Origin of the sequence: Telmatocola sphagniphila, assembly GCF_018398935.1 — a bacterium.
GTDB classification, from domain to species: Bacteria; Planctomycetota; Planctomycetia; order Gemmatales; family Gemmataceae; genus Telmatocola; species Telmatocola sphagniphila.
Genome location: NZ_CP074694.1, coordinates 1,465,496 through 1,479,529, shown reverse-complemented (window position 1 = coordinate 1,479,529; position 14,034 = coordinate 1,465,496). Strand labels below are relative to the sequence as shown.

General features: G+C 50.9%; 7 protein-coding genes. 4 read left to right on the top strand and 3 right to left on the bottom strand.

Going from position 1 to position 14,034, the window contains the following annotated elements:
- The first annotated feature begins 118 nt into the window (after positions 1-118).
- The 3 genes from KIH39_RS06200 to KIH39_RS06190 all read left to right on the top strand — a co-directional run bounded on the left by KIH39_RS06200 (position 119) and on the right by KIH39_RS06190 (position 5,457).
- Positions 119-655: a GNAT family N-acetyltransferase gene (locus KIH39_RS06200; protein ID WP_213498389.1), complete on the top strand. Its 537-nt coding sequence runs from the start codon at positions 119-121 to the stop codon at positions 653-655.
- A 224-nt stretch (positions 656-879) separates the two neighbouring features.
- Entirely contained in the window at positions 880-3,990 is a 3,111-nt protein-coding gene (locus KIH39_RS06195; RefSeq protein ID WP_213498388.1) for a PSD1 and planctomycete cytochrome C domain-containing protein, read from the top strand.
- A 21-nt stretch (positions 3,991-4,011) separates the two neighbouring features.
- A complete protein-coding gene (locus tag KIH39_RS06190; protein WP_213498387.1) occupies positions 4,012-5,457 on the top strand; it encodes a DUF1501 domain-containing protein in 1,446 nt (481 codons plus the stop codon).
- A 36-nt stretch (positions 5,458-5,493) separates the two neighbouring features.
- On the opposite strand, the gene KIH39_RS06185 is transcribed toward KIH39_RS06190, so the two are convergent.
- Positions 5,494-7,134: an FHA domain-containing serine/threonine-protein kinase gene (locus KIH39_RS06185; RefSeq protein WP_213498386.1), complete on the bottom strand. Its 1,641-nt coding sequence runs from the start codon at positions 7,132-7,134 to the stop codon at positions 5,494-5,496.
- Between the two features lie 225 nt (positions 7,135-7,359).
- On the opposite strand from KIH39_RS06185, the gene KIH39_RS06180 reads away from it, so the two are divergent.
- Positions 7,360-8,118, top strand: a complete 759-nt coding sequence (locus KIH39_RS06180; protein WP_213498385.1) for a 3-hydroxybutyrate dehydrogenase — start codon at positions 7,360-7,362, stop codon at positions 8,116-8,118.
- A gap of 12 nt (positions 8,119-8,130) precedes the next feature.
- Here KIH39_RS06180 and KIH39_RS06175 read toward each other — a convergent pair whose 3' ends face one another.
- Together KIH39_RS06175 and KIH39_RS06170 are read right to left on the bottom strand one after the other, a co-directional pair.
- Entirely contained in the window at positions 8,131-9,435 is a 1,305-nt protein-coding gene (locus KIH39_RS06175) for a DUF1552 domain-containing protein (RefSeq protein ID WP_213498384.1), read from the bottom strand.
- Positions 9,436-9,496: 61 nt separating this feature from the next.
- Positions 9,497-13,603 carry a DUF1592 domain-containing protein gene (locus KIH39_RS06170; RefSeq protein WP_213498383.1) on the bottom strand — a complete coding sequence of 1,369 codons (4,107 nt, stop codon included), beginning with the start codon at positions 13,601-13,603 and terminating at the stop codon, positions 9,497-9,499.
- Between the last annotated feature and the right edge of the window lie 431 nt (positions 13,604-14,034).

Here is a 14,034-nt window from a genome sequence, read left to right as displayed (position 1 = left end):
AATAGGTTTTAGGGAAGTTTCCCGGGAATCCAGCTATCTTGAGCTTCACTAGAGCAGGTGGTTCGAACCTTTCTTCGAGAGCCAAGCTCCCTCCCGCATTCACCCCAGGAGAAAATCCGTGATAGAATTTGAGCTTCAACCTCACTTAATCGGCAATTTGATCGAACTTAGACCACTGGTACCGGAAGATTGGGACAAACTCTTTGCTGTGGCTTCGGATCCGAAGATCTGGGAGGTTCATCCCGCTTTCGATCGTTATCAGGAACCGGTTTTTCGCAAGTTTTTCGAGGACGCAATCAAATCCCGCGGTGCGCTGGTAGCCCTGGATCGAAAGTCTGGTGAAGTCATCGGATCCTCCCGATACGCGATATTGGATCTGGACAAACGGGAAATCGAAATTGGCTGGAGCTTTCTGGCACGGGCTTATTGGGGAGGTAGCTATAACGGAGAAATGAAGAAGTTGATGCTCCAGCATGCCTTCCCGTTTTTCGAACGCGTGCTCTTCATGGTGGGCGAGAATAATATTCGCTCCCGCAAGGCCCTCGAAAAGATTGGAGCCGTTCTCACCCAGCGCAGCGATACCCGTCAGATGGCAGGGAAAATGGTCACGCACGTGATCTATCAGATCGAGAAAAGTGCATATTTGAAGCAGTAGCGATCACCAAAAATCGTCCACTATTGCCATTTTCACGCTACAGGGTAAGCTTCTTTCGGCTAAAATCGATTGCAGTGGCATGCAGCATGTCAGACTGCTGATAGAGCTATTCGAACCTCAGTCATTGGCTTTTTAATTCGAGTAGTTCTCCCGCCGCCACGATGGTTTTCTCCGACAACCTGCGATCGCTTTTCTTACCTTGGACTGTTCATCGAGGTTTTTTCATGCTGGTTCGAGTGCTCGTTTTAATTCTTCCACTGACTTTTGCATCTCGCGCATCCGCTGAAGAGACGGTCAATTTTAATCGCGACATCCGTCCCATACTTTCCGATCACTGCTTTCAATGTCATGGCCCGGACGAATCTAAGCGGAAAGCCGGTCTGCGACTCGATACAAGGGAAAGCGCTCTTGCCAAACTGGATTCCGGAAAAGCCGCGATCGTTCCCAAGCAAATACAAAACAGCGAACTGATCCATCGCATCACGAGCGGCGATAGCGAAGTCCAGATGCCGCCACCTAGCCTGGGGAAAAATCTCAGTGCCCAACAAATTCAGCTTTTAACGAAATGGATTGATTCCGGAGCGACTTATGCCGGCCATTGGGCCTTCCAATCGGTGCAAAAACCGAAGGTGCCAGACATCGCCGGTCTTTCGCACCCGGTGGATCGATTTATTCGAGCGCGATTGGCGAGGGAAAATTTGAAGCCCATGCCCGAAGCGAGTCGAGAAACCTTGATCCGACGAGTGTCGCTGGATCTCACGGGATTACCTCCGACACCCAAGGAAGTTGACGATTTTCTCCAAGATAAATCGGCCGATGCCTATGAGCGGGTAGTAGATCGGCTCCTGAAGTCTCCTCGTTATGGGGAACATATGGCCGCCCAATGGCTCGATTTCGCCCGTTATGCCGACAGTAATGGGTTCCAGACGGACAGTAGCCGTTTTCAATGGCCTTGGCGTGACTGGGTGATCAAGGCTTTCAATTCCAATGAGCCCTTCAACGAGTTCACCATCGATCAAATCGCCGGCGATTTGCGCCCGAACGCTCGGCCCGATCAGATCGTAGCCACTGGTTTTAACAGAAACCATCGGTTGAACGGGGAAGGGGGCTTGATTGCGGAAGAATGGCGGATTGAAACCGTGATCGATCGAGTTGAAACTACCGGTTCCACCTGGCTCGGCCTGACCTTCAACTGCTGCCGATGTCACGATCATAAATTCGATCCGATTTCCCAAAAAGAGTTTTACCAATTTTTCGCCTTCTTCAATAACAACTCGGAATCTGGTATTTTACAAGGGGATGCGCGGAATACGGAACCTGTGATTTCCGTTTCCTCCCAGGCAACAGAGGCAGAACTTCAGGCTTTCGAAGTGCAGGAAAAAGAATTTCAATCGAAATTGAATCTGCAGTTGGCCGAACTGAGCAAGCACGAGTCCGGATGGGAAAAAAGCTTCAAATCTCAGTTAAAATCACAAGAATCGGTTTGGAAAATTCTCGCCTCTTCTTCGGTTCGATCCTCCGGCAATGCCAAACTCACTCTTCAACCGGATGGCTCTTATCTAGCGAGTGGTCCGAACCCCGTTCACGACACTTATGAAATCGTTGCCCCGCTCAATGCTGGAAATTTTACAGGATTGCTCTTGGAGACATTCGTCGATCCGAGTTTACCTCAGCAGAGCCTAGGTCGCTATTCGAATGGGAACTACGTACTCTCGACTGTAACAGCTGAGATTACTGCGCCGGGCGTGAACAAGCCCATTTCAATCAAGTTCAATAAAGCGGTGGCGGACTACTCGCAGGCGGGTTGGGAAGCCAGCAATCTGGTGGGCAATAATCGACAGGCGGGTTGGGCAGTAGATGGTCCTACTCGCAAACAGAATTGTAAAGTGATGCTGGTTGCGGATCAATCGGTATCAGTCCCGGCTGAGGCCACAATCAAAATAAAACTGATACACGAGACTCTAAACAACCATAACATCGGGAAGTTCCGACTTTCCACCTCTTCTGCTCCCGCCGGTACTTTAGGGTTAAAGGGATCGCAAGTTCCGGAGAACATTCGAAAGATACTGGAAATCGATAAGTCCAAACGAAGCGATACACAAAAATCGGAATTGACCAAGTACTTCCGTTCTTTCGGTTCGGGTCCGATTCAAGAAACGGAATCTCAAATCAAAGCCCTGAAAGCCAAGCGCCAGGAATTACTAGCCAGGCAACCTAGTGTCATGGTCATGAAGGAAATGCCAACCCCGCGCGATGCCTTCGTGTTGATCCGGGGTCAATACGATCGAAAGGGAGAGCAGGTGTCGGCTGGTTTGCCCGCTTCTCTGCCTCGACCAGACTCCAAATTGCCGATGAATCGTCTTGGCCTCGCCAAATGGATGGTTCAGGATAGCAATCCCTTGACGGCCCGTGTTTGGGTAAATCGGGCCTGGGAGCGATTTTTCGGAACCGGGCTGGTCAAGACATCGGAAAATCTAGGTTCTCAAGCAGAATTCCCTTCACACCCCGAACTCCTAGATTGGCTGGCCGCCGAGTTCATGAAGCCGGAAAATCTGCCTCAGGTGGCCGGCGAACCTGCACATAATTGGGACATGAAAGCCCTCCATAAACTTTTGGTGCTGAGTGCTACCTATCGGCAGTCAGCGCAAACGACCAAGGAATTGTTGGAGAAAGATCCAGAAAATCGACTGCTGGCGCGTGGCCCGCGTTTCCGGCTCTCCGGTGAAGTCTTGCGCGATCAGGCCCTTTTCGTGAGTGGTTTAATGATCGAAAAAATCGGTGGCCCTAGCGTGCGTCCTTATATGCCCGAGGGAGTTTGGGACGAGACCAGTCGTTATGGGGATTTGCGAGGCTACAAACCGGATAACGGCGAAGGCCTTTATCGAAGATCGCTGTACACAATCTGGAAAAGAACCGCCGCGCCGCCTTCGATGCTGATTTTCGACTCCCCCAGTCGCGAGTATTGCGCGGTCAAGCGATCTCGGACTAATACACCGCTCCAGGCACTCTCCCTTCTGAATGAAATCACCTTCGTAGAAGCTTCCCGCAAGTTCGCAGAAAGAATGCTACTCGAGGGAGGAACTACCCCGTCCGAGCGACTTCGATATGGCTTCCGACTGGCGACTTCGCGAGAACCAACTCCTCAGGAAGAACTGATTCTTCTGGATGGCTTGAAAAAGGATTTTCAAAAGTTTCGCGACAAAGCCAGTTCCGCGGAAGAACTTTTGAAAGTCGGCAAGACCGCTCGAAATCCAAAACTCGATCCGGCGGAACTTGCCGCGTATACTCTAACCGCCAACGTGTTACTCAACCTCGACGAAGTCGTCTCCCGCTGAGGCAAAAACCGGAGTCTTCCGATGATCGATAAGAATCTGCAGATACAAGATCGGCTCAACCGACGGATATTTCTCCAACGCAGCGCCGGCGGTTTGGGTACGCTCGCTCTGGCAAGCTTGCTGGGCCAGAACAGGGATATTAGAGGGCAGGGCACAAATAACAGTTTCCAGATACCGGCGAAAGCCAAACGCATCATTTACTTATTCCAGTCCGGCGCTCCTTCTCAGATGGATCTTTTCGATCCTAAACCACAGATGGAGAAACGGCGAGGCGAAGATCTGCCGGCGAGTATTCGGATGGGTCAGCGTTTAACCACAATGACCTCCGGCCAAGCCAAATTTCCTATTGCCCCGAGCATATTCAAGTTCAAGCAGCAGGGGAAAAGCGGCCTGTGGTTGAGCGAAATCCTTCCGCATATGTCCAACGTGGCCGATGAGTTCTGCATGATTCGCAGCATGAATACCGAGGCCATCAATCACGACCCGGCCATTACTTTCATTCAAACCGGGTCGCAGCTCGCTGGTCGACCAAGCATTGGCTCCTGGCTCAGCTATGGGCTGGGTTCTGAGAACAAGGATCTCCCGGCTTACGTGGTGTTGACTTCGTTCGGCAGCGGCCGACCTGACGATCAGCCCTTATACGACCGACTCTGGAGTGCAGGATTTCTCCCCTCGAAACATCAGGGCGTCAAGTTTCGCAACAAGGGAGATGCGGTTCTGTATCTCTCGAATCCTCAAGGCATGGATAAAGAGGACCGACGATCGACTCTCGACCGACTGGCCGCTCTGAACAACCAGCAATTTGAAAAGCTGGGAGATCCGGAAATTCAAACTCGGATCGCTCAGTACGAAATGGCGTTTCGAATGCAGACCAGCGTGCCGGATCTGCTCGATTTATCCAAGGAATCCAAAAAAACGCTCGAGATGTACGGCCCCGACGTTCATCGAGCGGGCAGCTACGCGGCGAACTGCCTGCTGGCACGGCGGCTGGCCGAAAGAAACGTCCGTTTTGTGCAACTGTTTCACATGGGGTGGGATCATCATGGCGGTCTTCCGAATGCAATTCGAGGCCAATGTAGAGATACCGACCAGGCGACCGCAGCCCTCATCACCGACCTGAAACAGAAGGGCCTTTTAGAAGACACTCTGATAGTGTGGGGAGGAGAGTTCGGCCGGACGATCTATTCGCAGGGCTCGCTTACTTCGACGGATTACGGCCGCGATCACCATCCGCGTTGTTTTACCACGTTATTAGCGGGGGCAGGCATCAAGAAGGGGACAGTGATCGGGGAGACGGATGATTTCTGCTATAACGTGACAAAAGATCCCGTTCACGTTCACGATTTGAATGCGACGATATTGCATCTGATGGGCGTCGAACACGAACGATTGACTTATCGTTATCAGGGACGGGATTTCCGACTTACCGATGTCCACGGCAATCTTGTGAAGCAGGCATTAAGTTAAGACATAAGGGCGGAGCACATGCTCCTCCCTCGTGCTTCAAATCACTTCGTGCATGTGTGCCAAAGGTTCGACGATTTCCAGAAATTCGGCTGCACATTGAAAGCGTTCCTCGCGATTAAACGCGAGAAGCTTGAAGATGGCATTTTCGAAATGTAATGGCAGCTCTCGAACTTGCTGGCTTGGCTTTGCCGGACGAGACTCTTTCATATTCCGAATCAGATCCGCGGCGTTCGTGCCCTTGAATGGCGTCGAACCCGTGATCATCGTGTAGAGCATGGCCCCGAGCGCATACATGTTCGAGCAATTGTCCACCGGCTGCAACTCTTTAAGTTGCTCCGGAGCCCGATAACCTATTTCGAGCATATGCTGCTTCTCGAGAATTGATTTACCGAGTTGCGAACCGGCAATGGCCTGATCCAACATCAAATCCGCAAGTTTCGCATTTTTGGTTTCGCTCTCGATCAGTACGTTAGCGGGAATAAGATTGGCGTGAACCACCTTACGCTGTTCGAGGTAGTCGAGCACTCTTCCGAGGTGAATGGCTAATCGACAGGCATTCTTCCAGCGATGTTTCCCCTCACGCACTTGCCGTTCGATGAGCGAACCGAGATTTTCACCTTCGATATATTCCCGGGCAATCCAACAGAGATGCCCGGATTTTCCAGCCGTGAATAAGCTCACCAGATGGGCGTGTCGCAAAGGAGCAACCACTCGCAGAGCTTTGATGAAATTCTGAAGTTCCGTGTCATTATCGGGAAACTCGCTCGACATCACCTTCAGAGTCACGATCTCATCGGTTTTGCAATCCTTGGCTTTATAAACCGCGCTGGTCAGGCCGCGGCCGAGCAGCGATTCCAGGATGAAATGGCCAATCTTTTGACCGGTCAGCTTGAGAATCGGGTCGGAATCCGCATCGGCGGGAAGAGGTGGGTTTAGATCCGTGCCTGTCTGAACGATAGGATCTTTCAAATCCGTGGACGGTGTATCGGTGAGCTTGAGATCCTTATCGGCATCCCCCTTTATCGGCGTATCGACTACGCCGATGTCGTAACGAAGTTGCGTGTTGCCGACTCGAAGCACGTCTCCGATTTGCAAATCCGCTTGCATCACTTCCTGAGTATTGACGAGCGTGCCGCCTTTACCCACCAGATGCGTTACGGTGATCCGATCGTCCTTCACCAGAATTTCGCAGTGCATTCGGGCCACATAAAGGTCGTGCAAAACGATATCGGCTGTTTTTTGATTGTTTCCTATCGTCGTTCGGCCCGGATCATTCAGAGGGAAGGCTTTCCCGCTGTCGGCTCCTTCGATCACCAATAAACGCTTACGCAGGGGTTTATTCGTATCGGTGCCGTTTTTGGAGGCGTTTCGGTTGCCTTCGGGAACTATTTCTGCACGGGTGTTTTTTCGGTAGAGGATTTCCAGATGTTCGAATTGCCATTTGGAATTCGGTTGCAAATCCGCTCCCAGATCGGCCAGATTCTTATTTGTGCTGCTGGAGACGACAATAGGTTCGTCTTCGAGTTCTACCTCGCATTCCAGATTAAGAATTTTTAGATTGGAGAGTACGATCTCCGGTTGATCGATGCTACCACCGGCACTCAATTTCCCGTCTTTGAGTGCTAGAAAAAAATGGGATCGGTTGGTGGCATCCAGAACAAGTATCTGCTTCGGCATCTATCACCTCTCAGCATAGCGAGTTCAGCCTTTGCAGGAAAAAGGCTGTAGCTGGGTTGGAGAGCGAGGTTTCGACACACATTGTTATTAAATCAGAGTGTCCTCCTAAATATCATTCGAGTCAAGTAAAGAATTAATTTGAGAAAAAAATTCCTGGATCTGGATCGCGATGGATAAACCATCTTTCTGAACACAAAAAATTCCTTTTTTCCATGGTTCTGAATAATGAAACCGACAATCCTGATTACCGGCGCGGGGAGTGGTATCGGTCGCGGCCTTGCCGTAAGTCTAGCCGCCCAAGGACATTTCGTTGGGATAACCGATTTCCGGACAGAGGCCGCGCAGGAAACTTGCGATATCGTTCGAAATCAAGGGCACCAAGCGGAAGCGCTGGGACTCGACGTGACGGACTTAACACAGATTTCACAAATGCTGGCTCAAAACTGGCCTATCAGCGTTCTAATTAACAACGCGGGATTGCAGTGCATCTCCACTCTGGAAGAATTTCCCATCGAAAAATGGGATCTGCTCACCTCTGTTATGGTGAAAGGAACTTTTCAGATGACACAGGCGTTGTTGCCCGGAATGCGCGAGCGGGGCTTCGGCCGATTGATTCACATCGGCTCCATCCATTCTCTGGTGGCATCGCCCTTCAAATCCGCTTACGTCGCGGCCAAACATGCAATTGTCGGCTTTTCCAAGACGGTGGCTTTGGAAACTGGCAACTGCGATATCACCAGCAACGTCCTCTGCCCTGCCTATGTCCGAACCGCTTTGGTAGAGAAGCAGATTGCCGATCAAGCCCGAACGAGAAACATTTCGGAACAGGAAGTTGTCGAGAAAGTCATGCTGGCGCCCTGTCCCAAAAAGCGATTCATAGAAATAGAAGAGTTAGTATGGGCTGTGAATTTTCTGATCAGTCCGTTAGCCCGCAACATCACGGGCCAAACCCTGGTCATCGATGGCGGTTGGACCGCTCAGTGAACTTCCAAACTATCAAATTTCCGCCAATCGCTCTTTTGAATCGCCAAAGCTATCCAGATGAACGCCGGATTTGTCCATCATCGAGAGATACAGGCTGCACATTTTGCGATTCGGCTTATTCGAGTAATCGAGAATTCTGCCCGTTTTGATCTGACCTCCCCCGCGACCGACCATGACCACGGGGAGTTGATCGTTGTTGTGATTCCCCGTCATCATACTCGAACAGTAGAGAATCATACTGTTGTCGAGTAAGGTCCTCTCGCCCTCCTGAACTTTATCGAGCTTATCGGCGATATAAGCGAGTTGCTGCAGGAAAAAACGATTGACCTTCAACCAGTCGTCACCGTCCGTGTGCGACAATAGGTGGTGGATCATGTAATCGACTTTCAGATGCGGAAATCGCAGCGAGGAGTGATCGTTATTCAATTTCAGCGTGCAAACGCGAGTCGTATCGGTTCGGAAAGCCAGCACCATAATATCGCACATCAGCCGCATATGCTGGTCGATATCCTGCGGAACGCCATCTGCCGGACGAGGAATATCGGGTTTCGTGAGGGTGGGTCGCCATCCTTGAAGCCGTCCCGCTTTGCCTGCCTGATCGATCCGTTGCTCCACTTCCCGAACGGACGATAAATATTCATCGAGTCGATGCTGATCCGACTTACTGATATTTTTGCGTAAACCATTGGAGTCTTCGATCACGGCATCCAGCACGCTTTTGTCGGCGCGTCCCACCTGATCTCGGAACAACCGATCGAAAGCCAAGCTCGGGTAGAGTTCCAACGGTGTGGGAGTGGTAGGAGAGCTCCAGGAAATGTGCGAGCTATAAATCATCGAATAATTTTTGTGAATGGCCGCGATGGAAGGTTCGCACCCAAGAACAAGGCTCGGAACTTTAGTCTGCGATTTCATGCGCTCGGCTACGACCTGATCGCAGCTGACACCCGATTTGATTTCGCCCGCGGGAGAGAGGTGAGCTCCCGTCAGCAGGTTTCCCGTCTGGCAGCTATGTATACCACCAATCAATGCTTCCTGATTGTATAACCCTCGCAAGAATAGCACTTTGTCGCGGTGCGGCAGCAGAGGATCCAGAACTTTCCCCAGTTGCATATCCTTACCTTCGCCCTTCGCCCACCATTCTCGGGAATGGAAGCCGTTACCGGAAAAGAGGCATGCAAATCGGACTGGAGGTTCAGAAGCTGAATTTTTTTGTTTATCATCCCCCCAAACAGGAACGGACTCCAGCCAGGGCAAAGCCATGCTGACGCCCACACCCTTCAAAAAAGATCGGCGTGAAAGCGGTTGTATTGTGTTCATAATTCTCACCTTTCGCACGATTCTTGGCTGTGCGTACCTTGAAGTTTAGTCGCTAATAGAATCAGTCGCCGTAATCCGCTCCACGTATCATTCCAAATTGCGAACTTCGAACTATCACTTGAATCGCCGTGGAGATATCTCCTTGATTTCGATTCATCTCCCGCACCATTTCGTCCAGAAGTTGTTCATCCGACAGGGCCACCGAACGGCCCAGGGCGTAACCCAGAAGTCTTTTACAGAACAGCCGTACGAAAATATCCTTTTTCTCAGTGAGCAAGTAATTCCGCAAACCGTCTATGCCATCGAGGCGCGTACCATCCTTGAGGGTCGCCTTCGTGTCGATGGGAAGTCCAGCCAGATCCTTCTCGCGATAACGGCCGATCGGATCAAACTTTTCCATTGTGAAACCAAAGGGGTCGATTCGAATGTGGCATGCAGCACAGGAAGCGTCCTTCGCATGTTTTTCCACCTGCTGCCGAATCGTTAGGCCGCCATCGCCTTCCGATTCGGGGAGTTTTGGCACATTCGCGAGGGGACGGGGTAGTTTTTCTCCCAGCAGAGTTTCTATGACCCAATTGCCCCGAAGTACGGGGCTGGAACGGGAAGCTCCCGCTTGCTTGGTTTGAACACTGGCGAGGCCCAGCAGACCTCCTCGACCATACTTGCGAACTCCTTCCACTCGTCTCCAATTTCCACCTTGAACTCCCGGAATACCGTAGTGTTTCGCCAGGATTTCGTTCAGATAGGTAAAATCGGCGTCCAGTAACTGAGTATTCGAGCGATGGTTTTGGAAGAGGTCTTTGAAGAGCAGAATCGCTTCTTCGTACATAGCCGATTTGAGATTGGCATCGAAAGTGGGGAAGAGCTTTTCGTTCTTTTCACTCAGTTCATCGAAACCTCGAACGTGGATCCATTGTGTCCCAAACTCGATGGCCAGAGCTCGCACCCTTTCATCCTTGAGCATTCGTTGCACTTGAGCAACAAGAACGTTAGGATCGCGAAGGGATTGTTTTTCAGCAAGCGATCGCAGTTCCGCATCCGGAGCCGAAGACCACAGGAAGTAACTCAGGCGTGTTGCCAGTTCCCAATCGTCAATTTTCGTGGCGGATTTACCCGCACTCGCTTTTTCAATCCGGAACAAAAAAGCCGGCGAAACCAGTATTCGGCTGAGGACACTTCGAAACGCTTCTTCGTGATCTGCACCTTTGTTCCGAATCTTCTGGTAGAGTACCCTAAGATCCTGGATTTCCTTGTTCTGAAGGGGCCTTCGAAATGCCCGGGACGCAAACTCCATCAGAGAATTCATCTGGCTTAAAATAGCGGCTTCGCGAGTTTTCATTAATTCATCCGCTCGCCTCTGAAAAGCCGGGCGCTGGCCTTCGAAGAAGGCTACCATCTCCTTGGGTTGATCCTGCGTTACGAAACCGATGAATTGCGGCAGATAATTGTTCTCCGCGATTGCTTGTCGGCTGACGAAGCGATGTATCTCCCAGAGTCGATCAATTTGCTGCCGTTGCTCCTGTGATAGAAATAACCTCAATAACGGTTCATCTTCGCGATGAAACATCTTCAACGAAACCACTTCGTCCGTCGGAACGACCTGGGGAAAGCAAGTAAAGAGAGGAAAGAGGTTGCGAAATTCCTGATACCCCTCTTGTAACCGATGATAGTTGGCGTTGCTCGGAGCAGCGAGCAACCTACTCGAACCATCCCATACCTTCAAGTGCCCCGATGCATTCGCACTCACTCGCAGTTGAACGAGAGAATCCTTACTGAGGGAACGACCACCTACTACAAATTCGCGACCCTCGAAAAGTCGGGCTGGCAGAGTCATGGAAATAATTTCCTGGTTCGCGGTCAGAAGGGATCCATCATCAAGTTCGATATTTCCCTTTTGCTTTCCGAATCGCTTCGCGGCTAAAGCATAAGCTTTTGGGGATTTTGCAGGTTTTGCTAATCGAAGGATATCGACTTGCTTGAATAGCGGGCTGTCTCCACTCTCGAGTCGTTCGTACAGCTGCCGATTGGGGTCTTTGGTATCCTTGGGAAGCGGTCCAGTCAGCATTCTCTGAACCTTGTTCGCCAGTGAATCAAGATCCTTTTGAGCTTCCGGGTCGCCAGCAGCTTTCACCCACTGTCCCAAAATCGAATCAGTAGGGATCACTGGCTTGGCAGAGGGTACTTTCGAGGGCCCATACACAAAACTCCAGGCGTCGGCGTGTCCATACTTGTCGGGATGAGGATTGCCTTGCAATACTGTATCGGCCACATCCGCACTGAGAATCCATTTCTGAGTGGGTTGCTTGCGATCCTGAATTTTCAGATCGATCTCCGTGAGATCGCATACATGATTCGCATCACGGGCATCCACCGCCAGAACCAGGGAATCCCCAGCGAGTAACTTGACCATTTGTAAAGGGAGGCGAATCGCTTTGCCCAAGTCGAGATTGCCTTTTCCGAGAACGATTGCTCGTTCGCCGTGACGATGTTCGAGCCACCAGGAGACGCCGTTGCCGCAAGTGGGGTGAGCATGTGCAACAAGGCCCGAAACTTCATACTCCGAATCCTGCGAGCACTTCCAGGAGACCGCGACAAACTCGCGGGGCAGGGGGTGAACTGAAACTCCATGGGCAGAAACCCTTCCCGGGATTTGAGCCACTACGTTAGAGGAATTGGAGACTAAAACCGGAAGATCCGAATCCTTTTTATGCCAACCTTTGATGGCAGGCTGTTCAGGATTATTCGGGTTCTTCTCGGTCATCAGCTGCAGTGGCACGGCGGGAATGGATTTAACAGCAGCTGTTTTGCTCGCGGGTTCCAACGACAGAACTTCAACCCAACGTTTCAGAAATGCGGCATCCAATCCATTTTTCTGCGCCACATCTTCCAAATTGTTTTTGGGATCATTTGCGAGGGTGTGAACAGCCCGAAGGTATTTTTCGGTGTCTGCGAAAAGCGTTGTATAGTCCACTTCGAACTGAGCGGCATAGTTGGGATAATCTTTCAGTAACAGGGTGGGCTTTCCGGCTCCCTCGAAACGCGGCTTTTCCCAAACTACATCGCCTGGGATTTCGGGTGAGAGACTATCGGCAATCAGATTGATTACTACATCGCTTTGCCCAGGTGACGTCTTAACTGCCAGCTTGAGCAAAACCGTTTCGGAAACTTTAGGATCATTCGAGTGCTGACGAGACAAATTCACTGCATAGCCAGAGTCGGTGTTCCGCATGTAACTGCCGACCGCAGCCGTCTTCCAGAGCTTAGTCTGCCAGGATGCAATGTCGTTGATCAACTTGTTGGCATCCTGCTCGGTAGCAGTAAACCACTCGGCGGCGATCTCTTGTAACGGCATCGTCTTCGGCTTGGAAACCAATGTCATCCAAAGTTTACTGAGATAGCGGGCATTGAGTTTTTCCTTCACGGCCACTTCAGCCAGAGAAATTTTCTGATTCAATATTTGATCCCGATATCGAATCGTGGCTCGCAAGTAAGGCGCAAAATCGAGACTTCCATCGGGAGGAACGACAGAAGCGTAGAACCCACGTAAGGCCGCCGTCGATTCATCGGTCCAATCCCGGCGAGCCTTAGAGGGCGAAAAACGAAACCCTTCCGGCAGCAATACCACGCGCTCGGAAATATCCTTGGCGGCGTTCAAATACTTATTCAGAAGGGTCGGCGAGATATCGGTCAATGATTCAGCTGCATTGGTGAAACCTTCACCGGCCGCCCCATCCGCGGGAAACTCCCGAGTAGGACGTAGATCCACCCCAGTCAGATCACGGATCGTGTAATCGTACTCGGCATTGCTTAATCGCCTTAACGGCACATAGCCGGGATCGCCAGATTTCGCGCGGGCCTCTGTTTCCAGAACGTCGTGCGTCCAACTCAGAATCTTTTTGATTTCTTCACTCTTGGGCTGAGCATGATCTTTGGGGGGCATTTCTCGTGCTTCGATTTGCTCAATGAGCTGCTGCCAAGGTTTGAGATCTCTGCGAATTAAATCGACTGAAGTGAATCGCTCCAGATCCAGACTTCCCTTTTTCAACTTGGTCGAATGACATCCCAAGCAGTATTTTTGGAGCAGCGGCTGAATGTTCGATTTGAATTCCCCGGAGAGTCCATCGGCATTTTGGGCAGTGGAACTTCCATGAGTAGCGGTGGAAGCCACAATCGCGAGGAGTGAAAGAACTAGTGTGCTTCTGCGAAGGGATGGTCTCTTAGGCTGGCATGAATACATGGCAATCCTGATGAACGCGATGAATGAAGAGGGCGAAATCACTTCGAACCGAACTTTTTGCAAAGGCCAATTCGCACCAACAAACAATTACGGAGGAATCAACAGGTCCGCGCCGACAATGGTTTCAGCCGGCATTCAGGTAGGAGTAAGCAGTGATTATCATAACAAAGTTGGGCCATAGCAAATGCTTTTTTTGACGTTGATCGATAACTTCGAACGTACGAAATCGGGCTACTGAGCGGATTCTGGGCAATTTCTGGCCAGCCTGAAACTGGGACTCAAGCGTAACGTAATTAAATTTTGAATTGCAGGAATGCTGGATAGGCTTACAATAGCACCAAATTCAGCGGTGAGTTGCGAGC

Bases quoted from the DNA above. Each gene is read 5' to 3' on its own strand.
- KIH39_RS06195 (WP_213498388.1), top strand. From the start codon at position 880: ATGCTGGTTCGAGTGCTCGTTTTAATTCTTCCACTGACTTTTGCATCT.
- KIH39_RS06190 (WP_213498387.1), top strand. From the start codon at position 4,012: ATGATCGATAAGAATCTGCAGATACAAGATCGGCTCAACCGACGGATA.
- KIH39_RS06185 (WP_213498386.1), bottom strand. From the start codon at position 7,134: ATGCCGAAGCAGATACTTGTTCTGGATGCCACCAACCGATCCCATTTT.
- KIH39_RS06180 (WP_213498385.1), top strand. From the start codon at position 7,360: ATGAAACCGACAATCCTGATTACCGGCGCGGGGAGTGGTATCGGTCGC.
- KIH39_RS06175 (WP_213498384.1), bottom strand. From the start codon at position 9,435: ATGAACACAATACAACCGCTTTCACGCCGATCTTTTTTGAAGGGTGTG.